Raw genomic sequence first — 17,554 nt, forward strand, 5'->3', positions numbered from 1 at the left:
CGATAAGCTCATTTTGAATCTGACGAGATTAAAAATCTCATTTGTGCTCCAGCCGATTCAAGCCAAGGCTTGTCTCAAACTTTTGCGTTCATTCTGCAAGCAGAATGTTTACTCACTCGTTGTTCAGTTTTCAAAGATCAAACTTATTTCGTTACCGAATGTTGTTCTCTTCAGCAACTCTTATATAATATCATGTCCGAACCAACTTTGCAAGCTCTTTTTTTAAGTTTCTTTCGAAGCTTATTTCAATCGCTTGCCGCACCGTGTATCTCGTGTTTTTTTGGCCGGAAATAGAATATACCATGTAGAACACACACTTGTAAAGAGTTAATTTCAAAACTTATCAAATCCACGATCTAACCATATTAAGGACCTTCAATCTACCATGAACTCTCAGGTTCAATTTTATTATCCTGCAGCTTAATCTTCTTTATTTAAATCTGTCTTTCTTCTATATATAAGAAGGCAACCCTCTCAACTCTCATATTCGAGACGAAAGGGTTACCTTCTATAGTAATCTATATTTATTTCCGTTCTACTTTATATCCTTTATCCTCAAGCAGTTTCACGATGCCATGATCGCCCAAGTAGTGTGCCGCACCAACAACAATGAAATACTCCTCACCTTTGCCGTTTTTCAAGTAACCATCGATTTTGTCCGCCATACCAATGTTACGATCAACCAGCATTGCTTTGTTATATTCCTCGTTAGTGGAGAAGCTGTTTGTCAGTTCAAGCAGTTGCTCGTCATTACCCGTTTTCCACATCTCAGCCATTTCTTTCACACTGTTATCCAACACGTCGAAGTTTTCGATTGTCGCTTTCAGTGTTTCCTCCTGTGTTTCTTTGGAAAAGTCGTTAAACATGCCAAGTTGAGATTGATAACTCTCCAACTCAATAACTGGAAGTTTGCGCTCGATCGCTTTCTGGATGAAATACAGATCCACTCCTGCTGACGTTTCGTATCCTGCCGTTGTGGACTTCAAACTTGCAAGTGTGCTCTCTACTACCCAAGGCTTAAATGCATCCAAGGCGTTAGACTCCAGACCATTTTTCTTCAATACATCACCCAGCCTAGTATACGTTTCACTGGAAATGTGGTCTTTCAGTGTTGTTCCATCTTGATACGAACCCAGACTTAGAACCAGCTTTTGCTGCTCTTCATCAGCGGCTTTGCTAATATCAATCTCTACCCCGAGATAGTCAGCTTCCGCAAAGGCTTCTTCAAACTCCGGACGCAGTGGATAGAAGCTCTCATCCGCAATATGCATGGACCCTACCAGATAGATCGTGTTGCCATTGCTTTCAACTTCCCACATGAAGCCACGTCCACCGGTTTGAGCAGTTTCATTTGCTCCATCTTTGGATACCAACAGCACGGTGCGCGTTGCAGCATCCCAGCGAACTTCATAACCCGCTGCATCACCGACGATGCGGATTGGCGCATACGTTACACCGTTGATGCGCGTAAGCTTGCTTTTAAGTGTAATCGTTTTGCCATCTACCACTGCTGTGATCGTATCATCTGTCGCAGTTGTTAGCTTCACATCCATAGCATCCAGCGTAGTCCGCAGTGGAACCAATGTTGTACCTTTCTCCAGGATTGGTGCTCCTGTAGCATATTTCACAGCTTGATCATTAACCTTTACGGAAGTTCCTTGTGGAGCAGCCATAGCTGGCACTGCAGATGCAAGCAAACCTACTGAGATGGTTAGAGATAAGAGCATGCGTTTCCAATTCTTCATATTATGTAATCTCCTTTATTGAATATAGTTGCCAATCCAATTTTTAATAGAATAGACATACTTAGATACTACGGTTAAAGATGGGAATTGGTGCCACTCCAAAACGGAGCGCACTTTCTCCCTTCATTGCTCTCATTAGATAAGAAACAATAAAAACGAAACCAACATACAGGTTCAATGCAACATATTCGCAAAGCCAAAGCTATTCCTTGATAAATAGATACTTATCAGCGCTAGGAAAAAAAAGGCTATAGAAACCTTCGGATTGCCCCACAGCTTCACTCCATATGCGACGAAGAAAATAGCGATAGCTAATTTGGAGATGCTTTGGTAGTTGCCCTGCTCTGAAAAGGCTGAACTGCTAAATACAATTGAAAGTAGTAGTGTAGTCAGGATCGATCAATGCTTTAAACCACAGAGGTTCCCTCAAAAACTTTATATAGAACCCTTTTAACTGTTGCATGATCATCGACCCTCTCCTGAACTCGATTTAATATGACCACCGACACAGCACACCACTTGTCATAATTAGTGAGAGAAAGTCATCAATAAAGCTTATCTATCAGGACATATTTTCATGATAAGTAGGAAAAAGCGCAAAACTCATTTTGCATCTTCATGCATGCTAATATATACGGATTTTTGCGATATTTTATCTTAATTATACATAGCAAAAAGACCACTATCTAGTATTAGATAACAGTCTCATTTTAGAATACTTTATTCATTTAAATTAAAATCATTCCGTCTTCTATTCTTCTACAGAAACATAAATACTTAATCGTATGCGAATTGCCGCTATCTCAAAACCAGTTAGAATCATAATCCAGTGATCTTTCCTTCCCTTCTTTCTCTAGTAATATGTTCAGGAAAACATCAAGCAGCTCCTATCAGCTTGAGTACAACTAAAAATATTGCTGGGATAATCGAATTGATGGAATTAAATATTCAGTGAACGATGATATTCGACCATATATTTCTGATAGCTCCTTCTAAAGTAAGTAGAAGCTGGATCCTTATTCTTGCTGCTTCATTCGGAAAGAATCTCACAATTTTTGTGCTTCGGCATGTAGTTGTCATGATTCATCCTCTGGTATAGAGTCTAACTAATCTTCTTGCACATTTCGGTACAGTTTATCTAATATCATTTTTAACTGATTTAATTCATCGTGTTCCAAACCTCGTGTAACATAGTCATGCGCGTTTTTAACTGTTAACAACAGCTTTCCTTTAACTTCTTGACCTTTAGAGGACAAATATAGATAATGTGAGCGCTTATCTTGATCATGAACAATACGTCGAACCATGCCCTTGCGTTCTAAAGAATGTATCATTCTCACTACCGTTGTTTGATCCCGATCGATGGCCTCCGCCAGCTCTTTTTGAGTCATAGCTTTATCTATATCAAGACAAGAGATAATGCTCCACTGCTCCGGTGTCACCTTGTAGGGCTTTAATTGTTTCGTAAAATAGTTTGTAAGCTTGACATCTGTACGATGGATCAAGAAGCCGGTAATATTATATAAGTCCATTGCAGTACCCTCATTTATCATTTTCTTAAATCAAATATAGTCGATCTCTCAAAGGTTACACATGAAATCCGTCAAAAATTCGTTAATTTCGTTTAGAAAAAATGATATATGGATACAATCAAGCTAAGTATGAACAAAATGAGTGCTGGAATGGCCTTCTGAATCGGATCTTTAGCTAAGACTATTAAAGTAAACGCTCCAGCAAGCATTGTTCCGGCTAGAAGCAAACCAGCTAAAATTGCTGCGACAGGCATCCAGATGCCAACGATCATACCAGCTGCCCCCACAATTTCGAACGAACCAGTCAAAACATTAAAGAACGATGGCAGTCCAAAACGTTTAAACTCATTGGCCATTTTACCGGAAATAATTTTGCTTCCTGTAAAAAGGAAAAAACCACCTAATAGAACCTGTAAAACTGTGATAAAAATGAACATATCTACCCCTCTTTCATAAAGTTATGCATATGAATTTTATATATGCTATAGCATGTATTTTGTTTGAAATTTTATATATTGTCAACCCTAAAATAAAGCTTTATAAATTATAGCCCTCTTATATCCTTTTAATTTTTCTTAGATTATCGTTCCAAAGGAAGGTTTCTTTTTCACATATCGTTAATATTTTCTAGCATGGATAATTCAATTTCTGTTCTTTGTTGAACTGTGGTAAATTTCTCTGTAATCAGCCAATTAAAAGCCTATGCTTCTTACTTTCAATAAATTTAGTAACAAACAAAGGTAATTTACTTAACTTATTGTCAATTCGACTTACGGAATGTAATTTAGCTTGTTTATACAAAAATCAACCATCCCAAATTAAATATAACTTCTAAGTAATTATTCGTTCTTGACTGTTTGTATCGAACACCATTATACAACATGTAGCGCGTTCAACATTAAATTGGCCACCAATGGCTACAAGCTAATTTCAAAAAGAGATATGCATATTTATGGATAAATATGCATATCTCGCTAATTATGACAACACACACACCTTCAAACACTCAACCTAGATCTTATATGCCTTCATGGCTTTAAACAATTCCTTAAAGGTTGGACGTTTACCGTACATCAACACACCTGTGCGATAGATTTTGGCTGCAAGCCATCCGAAGATGATAATGGATACGATGAGAATCGCTAAGGACGTTAGAATCTCCCAAGTTGGCGCAACTCCTGCGCCGATTCGTACCAGAATCGCGGTCGGCGACGTGAATGGAATGAAGCTTGCGATTTTCAACAACAGAATGTTCGGCGTAGAAATACTGAAGATCGCAATATAGAAGGAAACAAGCGACAACATCGTAATCGGCAGAACAGCCTGACCGAGTTCTTCAGTACGGCTTACCATTGAACCAATGGCAGCAAACAACACGGCATACAGGAAGTAACCCAGAATGTAGAATATGAGTCCGTACACAATAACAGCAATATTCACATCACTTACACTCATATTGAGATCACCTAATACTGCACGGTTATGCGGCAACAAGATATTTCCGGCAACCACCGCTCCGAAGATCCCGATTTGCAGCATCCCCACCATGAAAATCCCGATGATTTTACCAAACATCTGACTGAGCGGTGATACACTCGTAATCAGAATCTCCATAATACGTGAGCTCTTCTCAGCTGTGATCTCGGAGGCAATCATGTTACCTGTCATCATCGTTGAGGTAAACAGCAGGATGATCAGCAAGTACACCACAATATAGTTAATCGGGCTCATTTTACCTTCAGACTCAGTACCTGCTCCGCTCTCATCTGTACTCAAACTTTGCTCGGTGAGCTTCACAGGTGTTGTAATCAGTTCCTTCTGCTCCGCTGTGAGTACATCCTTCACAACCACATCCAGCTTCACACTCTGCAACGCTGCTTCAATGGATGCAATGATCTGAGGTGATACGTCTTCTGCTGAATATAGAATGGGCTGCGGGAACTCTTGCCCGGAAACAGCTTCAAACTTCAGATAACCATCGGTAAGCCCTGCTTCCACATCCGCCGCAAGAGCAGCCTCATCTTTGTCACCACTGGCAATGAATCGATAGGCCTGATCTCCTTGAGCCGCAGAGAAGCTCTCCAGTTTCTCGGAAACTTCAGGCTGCCCTGTACTCAGAAGACCGATATTTACAGGATTACTGCTTGAAGCTCCACCAATCGAACCCCCATTAAATAAGGTAATGAAATACGGGACATTGAGTCCGATTGAAATTAAAAGTGCAAGTACAATGGTCGTTACCATGAATGATTTCGTTTTAACTTTGTTTTTGAATGTAAAACCCGTAATCGTTCCCATTTTATTCATTCGACTCACCTACCTCACGAATAAAGATTTGGTTAAGCGTTGGTTCCTTCAGTTCAAAGTGTTCCACTGTCGTCTGAGTCATAGCTGTTCTCAGAATCTCTTGAGCCGCTTCCACCTGACTAATATGTATCAGGTAACCACGCTCATTTCGCTCGACTTTCTTCACACCAGGCAACTGTTCGAGTCCTTCCACACTACCAATCGTGCCCAGGAATACCTGTTCACGCGGATACCGGCTCTTGATCTCCTTGATCTCTCCTTGTACCACCGTGTTGGAACGATGCAGAATGGTGATCTGACGACACAACTCTTCAACGTGCTCCATACGGTGTGTTGAGAACAGAATGGCCGTGCCTTCGTCTCGCAATTCTTTGACGGTGGACTTGAGTAATTCCACATTCACAGGATCCAGTCCACTGAACGCTTCATCCAGAATGAGAATCTGCGGTCTATGCACTACAGCCGCGATAAAGCCCATTTTCTGCTGATTACCCTTGGATAACTCCTCGATCTTCTTATCGTAATACTCAGGTACCTCAAACCGATTCAGCCAGTACTTGAGGCTCTGATCTGCGTCCTTACCATTCATGCCACGAAGTCGTGCCAGGTAATTAATCTGTTCGCTGACTTTCACCTTCGGGTACAATCCGCGCTCTTCCGGAAGATAACCCATAATCTGTTGCAGCTCCGTATTATAGGGCTTGCCGTTGTACAGGATATTCCCTCCGTCCGGGTGAATCAGTCCAAGCACCATACGCATTGTTGTTGTTTTACCTGCACCATTGGCTCCGAGCAGTCCGTAAATCTCCCCCTCTTTTACATTGAGCGTGACTCCATTAACGGCTGTTTTGTCTGCATATTGCTTGACGACTTGCTTCAATTCCAATCGGTTCATTATTTATCGTCTCCCTTCGGTTATTTCCACTGTACGGGTGCATACCCGGCAATCCAGAATGCCAGCACTTCATCCAATTCCAAGTTACGGATTTTCAATACCCGGTTATTGGACAGCTCCAGCCTCTCCTGCGCCTCGCTGACCCGGGTTGTAATTACGCGAACCAGACCTCCCTCTTCTATAGAAGATTCCACAACACCGGGGATACTCTCTGGTCTTAAGTCTCCTTCATACCAGACTTCCTTCCACTGATCGAGCACCATATCTTTCTCGGCCATCCCCAGTGACTGACCACGGTGCATCAATACGATGTAATCCGCAAGCCTTTTGACTTCGTCTGCAATATGTGTGGCAATCAGAATCGTGGTGTCTCCCCCCGCCATGAAGGTACGGAACTGCTCAACCATCACTTTCCAGGCAAAGGGGTCCAATCCTGATGAAGGCTCATCCAAAAGCAATAGTCTTGGGCGAGCTGCAATTGCAGCTGCAATCTCAAATTTTCGCCTTTCTCCCTTGGACATCTTGTTCAGCTTCACATCAACAGGTACTTCCATATCCTGAATCAGTTGGTCGAACAACTTCATATCCCAACGTGGGTACCAGTACGCCCGGAAATGGGCCGCTTCTTGTGCTGTTATCCGGTTCTCTTCTGAACCAGCATTATCTGCCACAAAACCAATCTGTTGTCTCAGTTCAATGGGAAGTGGCCCATCATGTTCCTGACCAAACCATATAATCTGCCCAGCATCTGGCAGCACCACTTGCTGTAACATGTTAAGAAGGGTGCTTTTGCCTGAACCGTTGTGACCGAGAATAGCCACTATATACCCTTCCGGGATGGTCAGATCAATTGGGCCAATAACTCTGCGTTTTCGCATTTTGGATACGCCGTTCAACTGGATTGCTATGGGTTCCACGTATGAATCACTCCCTTACTTCACGTAAATAGCCTTCAGGACTTCCCGGAATAGGCTCTCCATCTCTTCTTCCGTACAGCCTACCGATTTCCCGGACTGCACCGCTGCTTGCATCGCTTCCTGTGCGGCCTTTAATCTATAATTTTCTCTGTCACCGGCTTCTACCTGGGCCACAAATGTACCTGTCCCCTGCTTCGTACGAAGCAAGCCTTCATTCTCCAGATCCTGATAGACCCGTCTAACCGTAATAACACTGCAATTCAGTGCTCCGGCGAACTCACGAATGGACGGCAAATGTGTTCCCTCCCCCAACTGACCCGTAATAATTAACGATCTTAACTGATTTTCAATTTGGTGGTATAAGGGTTCAGCGCTATTTTCATTAATTTGAATGGGTATTTTCACATCTTGCACCTCGCCCTCCGGTACACTCCAGTCTGTTACCTGACCGTGCCGGTTTCATCCTGTATTCGTACATAAGCTCAATTCTCATTTTAATTCAAATCCCGATGAACCAGCTTCTTCAGCGTAAAACGACTAGACAGCCATAATCCCGCTACGCCAGCCACCAGAGAAATCCACATGATCGGGGAAAGCAGCCCCCATGATTTACTTCCATCCATTACAGTCCGCAATCCGTAACTGCCTGATATTCGAATCAGTATGGATATGCCAATGGCGAATGGTATAAAAAGCATACTGAGAAGCAAGTATTTCTTGCCACTGTTCAGAAACTCTCCGTAAATATAGAACCCTGTTACCAAAAGGCCATAACCTGTACAGGTAAGGCTAAAGGCCAGATACTGATCCCATCGGAATCCTTCGGTATGAAGGTTAACCACGTATAACGATCCGTAGAAAAAGATTCCATTGTACGTAAACGCCATCAGAGACTGCTGTAGCCTGGACCACATCACCACTTGTTCAGGAATGGGAATTCTACGATAGTAGGCCAGCATCTGCGTATAAGAATCTTCCTGTATGTAACGGAAGGAGCGCCTGCAGAACATAAACCCTTGAAATGGCAACATGATTAAAAAGAAGGAATCCACTACTGGATTAATAATATCTGTCTGTTGTTGTCCTAAAAACATCACACCGCTCATACCGCCAGTGTATATCATGAATAATGCAGACCATAGCCATTGGAGCCTATCCTTACTCATCTGGCTGCGGGTCAACCACCACGCCTGCTTCCATTCGTTCATATGCATGCCTGCCTTTCACCTGTCATTCACTCATGTTGCTTACTGTGATTACTGTATATATCAATATACACAGTATACAGACCTATTTCTCATCCCGTCAACCCCTAATTTTCCTGAATCAGGAAGACGGGATGGGACACAGTACGAATTTACGTTAAAATAAATTATAGTAACGAATCATAGAAAGGAAGGTTACAGCTATGGATTGGCTGATAGAGATCGGATTTGTCCTCCTTTTCCTTATCGTCGTAATCTGGTTGGTCCTCCGGGATGAGCCTCATCGTCATTCTGCCAAAAAAGGCAGACACCGCATCCGCCGTAACAACGGTTATACCGACTCTGCTTCGGGATATCTGGTCATTATGGGAGATGACTCCTACGATCGACATGCTAGACACACACCGGATCACAAACATCATGATTCAGATTCTTCAGGAGGCACACATTCTCATCACAACAGCGATAGTGGTAGCAGCAATGACAGCAGTGGGGATAGTGGCGGCGGAGACAGTGGGGGTGGCGGGGATTAAACATCATTTCCCAATCACAAAAGAAGGGCTGTACCTGTTATTGTGTAAACACAATTCGGGTACAGCCCTTTGCCGCTCTCTAGCACCTGTTAGAAGAAGAGGCCTTACGATTAAACGAGGTTATAGCCACTAGGCAGACTGCGATCCCTGCGGATTGCGCGAATCTGAGCCAGCGTTAACCGTTGATTGGTGGAGATCAGGGATTCCACGTCATTGCCACGGATCAGATCATCCAAATCTCTCAAGTTGGTGTTGCCTCGGAAGACTCGGAATCCACCTTGGAAGTTAGGACGTGTAAACACAACCAGTGTTGCATTGGAACTTGTTGAGAAAAAGCGCAGGCTCTCCACCCCATCCAAAATATTGTCCAGGTTACGAAGACCCGTGTTGCCACGATAGATGCGGCTTCTCCCTCTGTAGTTCTCTTCTGAATACACGGTAAGACGTGGATACGTTTGACTGACGTTGACTGTTTTTTTCATTTTGTTTCCCCCTCTCGAACTCATTCTATGAATGAATGAGAGAGGAAGCGTGGACGAATGATCTGCTAGATTCGTCCATTTTCATATTTTCAGAAGAGAGTAGTGACGCCGCCCAAGTAACAGGAGGTTATATCTCAACTTTTATACGCCGAGGATAACTTCCCATACCGGACGTGTATGACCACCAGGATATAAGAGATATAGAAGAACATACACGACAACACCTGTTAGCGCTGACCCGAACCAGATCATGGACGTGAACTTACCCCAGCGGCGATGTTTTCCGAACTTCTTTTTGAACCCCAGCACCAGTGTGGAGATGCCAAATATCGCTGCCACGGTAGCCAGGATAATATGAAAGATCAGAAATATCCGATAAAAGATCTCCAGATCCGGGTCCCCGCCCCAAGCCGTATTGCCCACGAACACTGTACGAGACATATAGATCACAAAGAAGATTAGAGCTGCAATCGCACCTGCTACCATGGCGGACTGATGAGCCTCACGTTTCCCCCGAATAATCAGTACCCATCCAATCCCCACCAGTACTGCACTAATCACAATGAAAGAAGTACTGATCGTTGGTAGCCAAAAATACATATCCATCGTGTGTTCCCCCTCTTGTCAGAACATTACTTCATTATTTGGCAGCCCGATTGAGCGGCCCTCCTGCGCCCCCTGCAGGATACGAATCATCATCATCTTCCTGCTTCTCTTTCCGATACCATTGGAAAAAGACATAAGCCAGCATCGAGGCAAAGATTCCTTCCTGAATAAACTTCATGACAATGCCACCGACCTGCTGATCTTCTTTCGCAGAAGACAGGAAGTTGAAGAACGCAGGCCCACCGAAGGAGCGAAGTAACGCCGTAGAATCTCCAGACACACAATACCGCATTGCTTCAGCCCATACGGCCGGGTTGCTGTACGTCTGATACAACGGCTCGGCCGCAAAAATAATCAGTCCACACGCAGGCGTAAGCAGTACCATATTCAGAAAAATAAAACCGATCTTGGATAACCCCGATGCTTGTCTGCCTTCTGGCAACGGATTCAGCAATGTCCACCACATGAGCATCGAGGTGATGAACAGTGCAATATAATACAACCGGTGAACGGTAAAATTCAGCATGACGTAATCATGTACAATCGGTAGGTGATACAGCGAGAACAGCCCGTTAAAGAGCACTGCCGCAACGATCGGATGAGCCAGGAACGATAGCTGGCGTGTAGGCAACCAGCGTACGATTCTGCGCCATACCCAGATCGGCAAACCTTTCATCATCAGCGGCGGAGCTACCAGATATGAGAACGCCATACTTACCATGTGGAAGCTAAACATCACGTGACCAAGCAGATTAAAGGGTCCAGCTTGAGCCAGATATAGGACAAATAGCCCTGTAATAAACATGATTTTCTGTGCAGCAGTCGCAGGTTCTGCATCCTTTATTTGTTCGCTTAACGGTCCCACAAGCACCAGATAAGTCGCAGCAATGATCAGAAATAAAGCCAATATAAGCGGACTCCATAAGTCGTTAAAGCTAAAATATTGCAACCCGAGCATACGGGAAACCTCCCCGTGACCTGATTTGATTGTTGCCTTCATTACTTTGTGAAGATTCATTCGGCAAAAAGGGGAAAAGACGGCGGCAATGCGCCGCCGCCATCTCTTTTACCACCAGACCCAATAGAGTGCCATAATGATGCACGTAAAGGCTACGAAAAAGCCAAAGGCCATGAACAGAATCGGCATCAAGTGCCCTTTGTCCTTCAAGTGCATCCAATAACCCAATTGAACGAATACTTGAAGAATAGCCATGACGAGCAAAATAATAATGATAAAGGTTGTGTTGACCCCTCCGGCAGAAGCAGCCGCAAACGCAATCAGCGTAAGAATAATGGAGAAGATAAACACCACGACGTGTTTCTGTGGCCCTTCCGTCCGGTGACGGTGTTTCACAGGCTGTTGATCTGTCTTATCCTGTGCCGACATGTGCTACCCCACCTTTCCGAGCAGGTACACGACCGTAAAGATGAACACCCATACCACGTCAATAAAGTGCCAGTACATTGCGGAGACGTATACTTTAGGTGCGGTTACGACCGTCAATCCTTTTTTGAACAGCTGACCGATAATGATTCCGATCCACACAATACCAAAAGCAACGTGGGCTCCGTGGAACCCGACCAGTGTATAGAATGCTGAACTGAATGCACTCGTGGTCATGCCAAACTCTTTATGTTTCACATACTCGTAGAACTCGTAAATTTCCAGTGCGAGAAATCCCATACCCAGTACTACCGTGATGCCAAGCCACAACGCTAGTGCATCTCGCTTGCCCTTATGCATGGCCTGAATCGCAAATACACTCGTCAAACTACTGACCAGGAGAATGAACGTTGCAGCGGCCACAAGTGGCAGGTGGAACAGTTCATTCGCCGTAGGTCCATCATTGGTTTGGCCACGAAGAGCCAGGAAGGTAGCAAAGAGTGTACCGAACAGTACCGTTTCGCCGCCAAGGAACAACCAGAAGGCGATAAGCTTGTTACGGCCTTCCAGCGTTGCTTTCTCCGGTTCATGCGGCAATTTGTCGTTCACCGGTTCGGCATGTGAGGTTGTCATGTTCTAGCCCCCTTCTCATCCTGATCCTCCGGTTCAATATGCCAGCCATGATCATCATAAAGTGAACGAAGTGCCATTGCTCCAAATGTGATTACGAGACCAATAATAACTACAATATAATTGTTGAAAATGACATTCATAAATGCATTACCAAATTCATCATTGCTGAACATCAAGCCAAGTCCGGCGATAAAGATACCTACTGACATTACAAACGGCAACGGCGTTGCTGAAGGCATATGAATCGAACCTACAGGTTCTGCCGGTGTCATCTCCGTATGTCCTGCCATTTTTTCCTTCCAATATGCATCAATTCCGCGTACCAGCGGCGTCTGCTTGAAATTATATTCCGGCGGCGGAGATGGAATAGACCATTCCAGTGTACGGCCGTCTTCCCACGGATCGTTTGGCGCGCCAGCCGGTTTTTTCATTGTGATCACGATGTTCACGAGGAACATGATAACCCCAACACCCATTAGAAACGCACCGACGGAGCTGACCAGATTGAGCAGGTCAAAGTCCTGATTCGGCAAGTATGTAACGATCCGGCGCTGCATCCCCATCAGACCGAGGAAATGCTGTACAAAGAACGTTAATTGGAAACCGATCATAAATGTCCAGAACGTCCATTTGCCCAGTGTTTCGCTGAGAATACGTCCGAACATCTTCGGCCACCAGTAATGTAGTCCCGAGAACAATCCAAGTACGAGTCCCCCTACAATAACGTAGTGGAAGTGGGCTACAACAAAGTACGTATCATGGAACTGGAAGTCTGCCGGAGCAGATGCCAGCATAACGCCTGTAACACCACCCATAACGAAGGTTGGGACGAATCCAACAGCAAACAGGTTTGCCGCGGTAAAGCGGATCTGTCCACCCCACATCGTAAAGAGCCAGTTAAAGATTTTGATCCCGGTAGGTACGGCAATCAACATCGTGGAGATGGAGAAAAGCGCGTTGGCTACATTACCCAGACCTGTTGTAAACATGTGATGCGCCCATACCATGAAGCCCAGAAAGGCAATCAGGATGGTAGCAAATACCATGGAGCTGTATCCGAACAACCGTTTACGCGAGAAGGTCGGAATAACCTCCGAGATAATACCAAATGCCGGCAGAATCAGAATGTATACTTCCGGGTGCCCGAAGATCCAGAAGATGTGCTGCCAGAGTACCGGGTTACCGCCACCTGCGACATCGAAGAAATTCGCTCCCAGTATACGGTCAAACGTCAAAAGTACAAGCCCTACCGTGATGGCAGGAAAAGCAAAAAGGATAATGGCAGATGTAATAAATGTCGTCCATGTAAACATCGGCATCCGCATGTAGGACATGCCTGGAGCACGCATTGTAATAATCGTTGCGAGAAAGTTAATGCCCCCGATGAGCGTTCCCAGACCCGCGATCTGAAGGCCGATGGTGTAGAAATCGACACCATGCGTTCCACTGTACTCACTGCCCGAAAGCGGCGTATATGAGGTCCAGCCCGCATCCGGTGCTCCGCCCATAACCCAGCTCAGGTTCAGCAACAATCCACCAAACAGGAATGTCCAGAAACCCAGCGCGTTAAGAAACGGGAAAGCAACGTCCCGTGCCCCGATCTGCAAAGGCACGACAGCATTCATTATGGCAAAAATAAGTGGCATGACACCAAGGAAAATCATCGTTGTTCCATGCATTGTAATCAATTCGTTGAAGACCTGTGCCGATACAAAATCATTCATAGGCTTCATCAGTTGAATCCGAATCAAAATGGCTTCAATGCCGCCGATTCCAAAGAAAAATCCACCCGCAACCAAATAGAGAATGGCAATTTTTTTGTGATCGACGGTGGTGATCCAATCCATCAAGCCCCTGTACCTCTTGACGCTATGCGCATGAGCCAAGGTTGTGTACCCCCTTCTTCGTCCTTGCTGTTCTATTCATAGTCCAATTTGTAGTTGGCCAGATATTCGGCAATTCCGTCGATTTCTTCATCCGTCAACCCAAGATCTTTGGGATTCGGCATGGTATTGCCCGGCTTCACGGATTGTGGATCATGGAGCCATTCTTTCATGTTATCCAGTACCGGACTACCTTCTTCCTGTCCCTCGCGAGAATTCAGCAAAATGCCTGCGACAGATTCCTTGCCGCCGATTCCCGTCAGGTTAGGTGCAACCGGTCCACCTTGATCACCAACAGCGTGGCAAGAAAGGCAGTTTGTTTTGAACTTTTCAGCCAATTGAGTGTCTTCAGGAAGGACTGCGGGTGCTTTCATCTGGTTCACCCATCTGTCAAAGGATTCCTGACTCACTGCTTTTACCTTAAACTCCATGAAAGCATGCGATCTGCCACATAATTCGGCACATTTACCACGGTAAACGCCTTCATTCGGTGCAGAGAAACTGAACTTGTTAAGTGTTCCATCCGGGTTTGTGTCCATTTTGCCCGCAAGTGACGGCACCCAGAAGGAGTGAAGCACGTCAGCGGTTTTTAATTCGAATGCAATTTTTGTTCCGGTCGGGATGATGAGATCTTGAGCGGTGGTTACGTCATATTGAGGATAAGTGAATTCCCACCAGTACTGATGCGAGGTGACTTGGACCTTAAGTGCATTTTTGTCATTGGACAGATCTTCGCCTTGGGCAAAAATCGTTTGGACCGTCGGTACTGCCAGAACAATAACCAGCAATAACGGAATGGCTGTCCAGATTACTTCCAGCTTGAAATTACCTTCAACCTGTTCGGGCATCTCAGTCTGCCCGGCTCGTCTACGAAACCGGATCAGAACATAGGCCGCTATGGCAAATACAATGATGAGCACCACGATCATAATCGCGATGGATAACTTCATCAGATCATATTGGCCTTGCGCTACAGGACCCTGAGGTTTCATTACCGACAAGTCTTCCCGCCCGCATGCGGATAGCAGCAAAGAGAACACCGCCAGCAAGGGGAGAATTCGCTTTGCAACCTGCCACTGTTTCATCATTGATCTACCCCACTTTTTTACGTTTTCGTAGATTACCGTTGTCGTTCGGTAGAAAGGCAACAAAAGGTACGTTTCAGCACGATACGCATAATCCTCTTCATCATACAGAACGCTTAGAAAAATAACGCTTCCAGTACTCCCGTGATTTCCTGCTCAGGGCATGTCTGCTCATTCTTCCAATTCATTCTATATGCTTCAATCACTTATTAAATATAAGTTGAGGGTATGATTTTGTCAATCTTTGGACACATGTTCACAAATTGTTCACTTTATGTAAAAAACCGCTCTACAACTTGATTTGCAAACGATTTCAGTTAAAAGTATTACACTCTACATTTGAAAATTTTTGCCAAATTTCGGTGATAAAACTCGATTTATTGGTGATTTTTCTCACATTGAAAACATGTGCTATTATGCAAAAGAAAGATCAGAATATATGGAAAACCTCTTCCATATCCATTCAGAAGACATGCCTACCGCTCCATACCGCTATCTTTAAGCTCAAAACAGCATGGAGCATTTGGGAGAAAGTTCAACTCAAGTCCTCTTATTCACTGACTTCATCTCACGTGCCATCGGTCAGAATCAAGGGGCCATTCCCAGTAATCGCAACCGTATGCTCATACTGGACCCCCCAGCTGCCATCTACCGTCCTTACCGTCCATCCATCTTCATCCCAGACAACGGCCCCAGAACTGCCTTTTGTAAAGATTGGTTCAATCGTAATAACCATGCCCTCGGTGAGCATCGTGCCCGTTCTACGTTTGCCATAAGGCAGAACATTTGGGGGTTCATGAATATATTGACCAATCCCATGACCGATGAGAGGCTTCACAATCCCGTACCGATACAGTCTGGCTGTTCGTTCAATGGCACTTCCAATATCTCCGAGTGTATTCCCTGGAACTGCCTGGGCAATCGCCCGCTCAAGTGCCTTCTCCGTGCGTCTCATCAGCTTGCGAATAGATCTGCTTGTTTCACCAATTCCATATGTCCAGGCCGAGTCAGCAAGCCAGCCGTCTTTGTTTACCACCATATCGATGGTCACTACATCCCCACTCGCCAGCTCCTCTTCCCCAGGAAATCCGTGGCAGACCACTTCATTGACAGAGGCACACGTCGCGTACGGATATCCTTTGTACCCTTTTTGCTCCGGTGTGGCTCCTCGTGCTGCCAGAAACTCTTCCACCCGCTCATTAATCGCTGCTGTCGTGATACCGGGGATCATCCACTGCTCAATATGCTGGTGACAGCTCCACAAAATTCTTCCTGCTTCCCGCATGTAGCCAATCTCTTCTTTGGTTTTCAAAATAGGGTCCACATGCATTCATCCTTCCCGCTGTAGGTGTACTCCCATATATATGCAGCAGGAACGCAAAAAAAACCGCCTTCCGGAGCTTAACGCCCGAGAGACGGTTCTATTCATTATCGGAACAGTATAATCAGAGTTGTGTGTTGTTTCAGGACACGGAAGAATCCATCTTGACAAGCTCATGCTCAACCACAGAAGTCAATTCTTCCTCATATCCACCCGTAATCCGGTATTTTCTCACGTACTCCTTCACGAATTTTTTTGGATCCTTAGGACGGAAAATCCGAGTCATTTCCCTCAAACTTTCTTTGACCTCATTGTGACCTTTCGTTGCCATTGTAATTCCCTCCCAAAACGTTGAAAGTGAATGCTCCGTTTAGAGAATGCCGAATAAGTCTTAAATGCCATCCATGAAGTTGTGTGCGCGGCTTAAAGCAAGCTTTAGGTCGGGAACCTCGCTAGAAAGCAAGTACCTGACACTATAAATACCCGATATGATTCGGAATGAATCATAATCTTATTGTAGCATATTCGGAAGTATCTTACGACTTGACGATTTCCTCTAATAAATATAACGGTTTTCATGCCCAAAAAGTTTAATTCCGAATCATATGTTAAGATTGCCACCATTCTATACGGAATTAATATATCCAGCATAACACTGAACTATTCGGGGGATATTATCACGGACAACCCATACAGTTAAATTACTGGTATCCAAAGGAGGCGTCGTCTCATGGACCGCAAAGAACAAGATATGCTGCCCCTTTCGCATGAAAAGGTGGAAGTAGACGGAGTTTACATCAACGAAGCCGGACGTGAGGAACATCTGCACCGGGGGCAACATTTCCCGGCTGATCCCGTTCTTGGCAAGTCGGAATGGAAACTGACGGAATATGCATATGATAATCATCACGAAGGAAGAACCGATGAGCGGTTGGTTCCCAAAGAAAACGACACCGATAAAAACGGCAAGATCAACAGCCCACGCAGACAGTTTCAGGGCGGGTAGTCTTGTTTGTTAAACGTATG

The 17,554-nt window shown here is 44.8% G+C and carries 19 protein-coding genes; 2 read left to right on the forward strand and 17 right to left on the reverse strand.

The features are described from left to right. Positions 1-524: 524 nt before the first annotated feature. The 8 genes from AC1DE7_RS24335 to AC1DE7_RS24370 all read right to left on the reverse strand — a co-directional run bounded on the left by AC1DE7_RS24335 (position 525) and on the right by AC1DE7_RS24370 (position 8,604). Positions 525-1,745: a TraB/GumN family protein gene (locus AC1DE7_RS24335; protein ID WP_477535340.1), complete on the reverse strand. Its 1,221-nt coding sequence runs from the start codon at positions 1,743-1,745 to the stop codon at positions 525-527. A 1,106-nt stretch (positions 1,746-2,851) separates the two neighbouring features. Next, on the reverse strand, positions 2,852-3,277 hold the full coding sequence (locus AC1DE7_RS24340) for a MarR family winged helix-turn-helix transcriptional regulator (protein ID WP_076254702.1): 426 nt from the start codon (positions 3,275-3,277) through the stop codon (positions 2,852-2,854). A 92-nt stretch (positions 3,278-3,369) separates the two neighbouring features. After that, positions 3,370-3,714 carry a DoxX family protein gene (locus tag AC1DE7_RS24345; RefSeq protein ID WP_477535341.1) on the reverse strand — a complete coding sequence of 115 codons (345 nt, stop codon included), beginning with the start codon at positions 3,712-3,714 and terminating at the stop codon, positions 3,370-3,372. Between the two features lie 574 nt (positions 3,715-4,288). Then, entirely contained in the window at positions 4,289-5,584 is a 1,296-nt protein-coding gene (locus AC1DE7_RS24350; protein ID WP_477535342.1) for an ABC transporter permease, read from the reverse strand. Further along, positions 5,577-6,479, reverse strand: a complete 903-nt coding sequence (locus AC1DE7_RS24355) for an ABC transporter ATP-binding protein (RefSeq protein WP_036613228.1) — start codon at positions 6,477-6,479, stop codon at positions 5,577-5,579. The genes AC1DE7_RS24350 and AC1DE7_RS24355 overlap by 8 nt, the downstream gene beginning before the upstream one ends. Before the next feature lie 20 nt (positions 6,480-6,499). Continuing rightward, the gene (locus AC1DE7_RS24360; protein ID WP_211084178.1) at positions 6,500-7,396 is read right to left on the reverse strand and encodes an ATP-binding cassette domain-containing protein; all 897 of its coding nucleotides are present in this window, start codon (positions 7,394-7,396) and stop codon (positions 6,500-6,502) included. Positions 7,397-7,411: 15 nt separating this feature from the next. Continuing rightward, positions 7,412-7,801 carry a GntR family transcriptional regulator gene (locus AC1DE7_RS24365; protein WP_036613231.1) on the reverse strand — a complete coding sequence of 130 codons (390 nt, stop codon included), beginning with the start codon at positions 7,799-7,801 and terminating at the stop codon, positions 7,412-7,414. A gap of 89 nt (positions 7,802-7,890) precedes the next feature. Then, positions 7,891-8,604, reverse strand: a complete 714-nt coding sequence (locus AC1DE7_RS24370) for a hypothetical protein (protein WP_477535343.1) — start codon at positions 8,602-8,604, stop codon at positions 7,891-7,893. 200 nt (positions 8,605-8,804) lie between these two features. Here AC1DE7_RS24370 and AC1DE7_RS24375 point away from each other — a divergent pair, with 200 nt between their 5' ends. After that, a complete protein-coding gene (locus tag AC1DE7_RS24375; protein WP_477535344.1) occupies positions 8,805-9,134 on the forward strand; it encodes a hypothetical protein in 330 nt (109 codons plus the stop codon). Positions 9,135-9,244: 110 nt separating this feature from the next. On the opposite strand, the gene AC1DE7_RS24380 is transcribed toward AC1DE7_RS24375, so the two are convergent. The 9 genes from AC1DE7_RS24380 to AC1DE7_RS24420 form a co-directional block, all read right to left on the reverse strand. Further along, on the reverse strand, positions 9,245-9,616 hold the full coding sequence (locus tag AC1DE7_RS24380; protein WP_036613171.1) for a hypothetical protein: 372 nt from the start codon (positions 9,614-9,616) through the stop codon (positions 9,245-9,247). 141 nt (positions 9,617-9,757) lie between these two features. After that, a complete protein-coding gene (locus AC1DE7_RS24385) occupies positions 9,758-10,222 on the reverse strand; it encodes a DUF420 domain-containing protein (RefSeq protein WP_074093349.1) in 465 nt (154 codons plus the stop codon). 34 nt (positions 10,223-10,256) lie between these two features. Then, positions 10,257-11,180: a cytochrome c oxidase assembly factor CtaG gene (gene ctaG / locus AC1DE7_RS24390; protein WP_477535372.1), complete on the reverse strand. Its 924-nt coding sequence runs from the start codon at positions 11,178-11,180 to the stop codon at positions 10,257-10,259. Positions 11,181-11,288: 108 nt separating this feature from the next. Beyond that, positions 11,289-11,609: a cytochrome C oxidase subunit IV family protein gene (locus AC1DE7_RS24395; RefSeq protein ID WP_036613178.1), complete on the reverse strand. Its 321-nt coding sequence runs from the start codon at positions 11,607-11,609 to the stop codon at positions 11,289-11,291. Positions 11,610-11,612: 3 nt separating this feature from the next. Beyond that, positions 11,613-12,239 (reverse strand): cytochrome c oxidase subunit 3, encoded by a 627-nt coding sequence (locus AC1DE7_RS24400; RefSeq protein WP_047840264.1) that lies wholly within the window; start codon positions 12,237-12,239, stop codon positions 11,613-11,615. Next, positions 12,236-14,086 (reverse strand): cytochrome c oxidase subunit I, encoded by a 1,851-nt coding sequence (gene ctaD, locus AC1DE7_RS24405; protein ID WP_370511460.1) that lies wholly within the window; start codon positions 14,084-14,086, stop codon positions 12,236-12,238. Before ctaD ends, AC1DE7_RS24400 begins: the two co-directional genes overlap by 4 nt. Positions 14,087-14,157: 71 nt before the next feature. After that, the gene (gene coxB / locus AC1DE7_RS24410; protein ID WP_047840266.1) at positions 14,158-15,210 is read right to left on the reverse strand and encodes a cytochrome c oxidase subunit II; all 1,053 of its coding nucleotides are present in this window, start codon (positions 15,208-15,210) and stop codon (positions 14,158-14,160) included. 565 nt (positions 15,211-15,775) lie between these two features. Next, a complete protein-coding gene (gene map / locus AC1DE7_RS24415) occupies positions 15,776-16,537 on the reverse strand; it encodes a type I methionyl aminopeptidase (RefSeq protein ID WP_076319471.1) in 762 nt (253 codons plus the stop codon). 133 nt (positions 16,538-16,670) lie between these two features. Next, positions 16,671-16,859, reverse strand: coding sequence for a hypothetical protein (locus AC1DE7_RS24420; protein ID WP_017690840.1), 189 nt, complete (start codon positions 16,857-16,859; stop codon positions 16,671-16,673). Between the two features lie 399 nt (positions 16,860-17,258). Between AC1DE7_RS24420 and AC1DE7_RS24425 the strand changes: the two genes are divergently transcribed. Beyond that, complete coding sequence (locus AC1DE7_RS24425; RefSeq protein ID WP_405158432.1) at positions 17,259-17,534, forward strand: transposase; 276 nt, start codon at positions 17,259-17,261, stop codon at positions 17,532-17,534. The last annotated feature ends 20 nt before the right edge of the window (positions 17,535-17,554 follow it).

The sequence above is a fragment of the Paenibacillus sp. 10L310 genome (assembly GCF_056395745.1).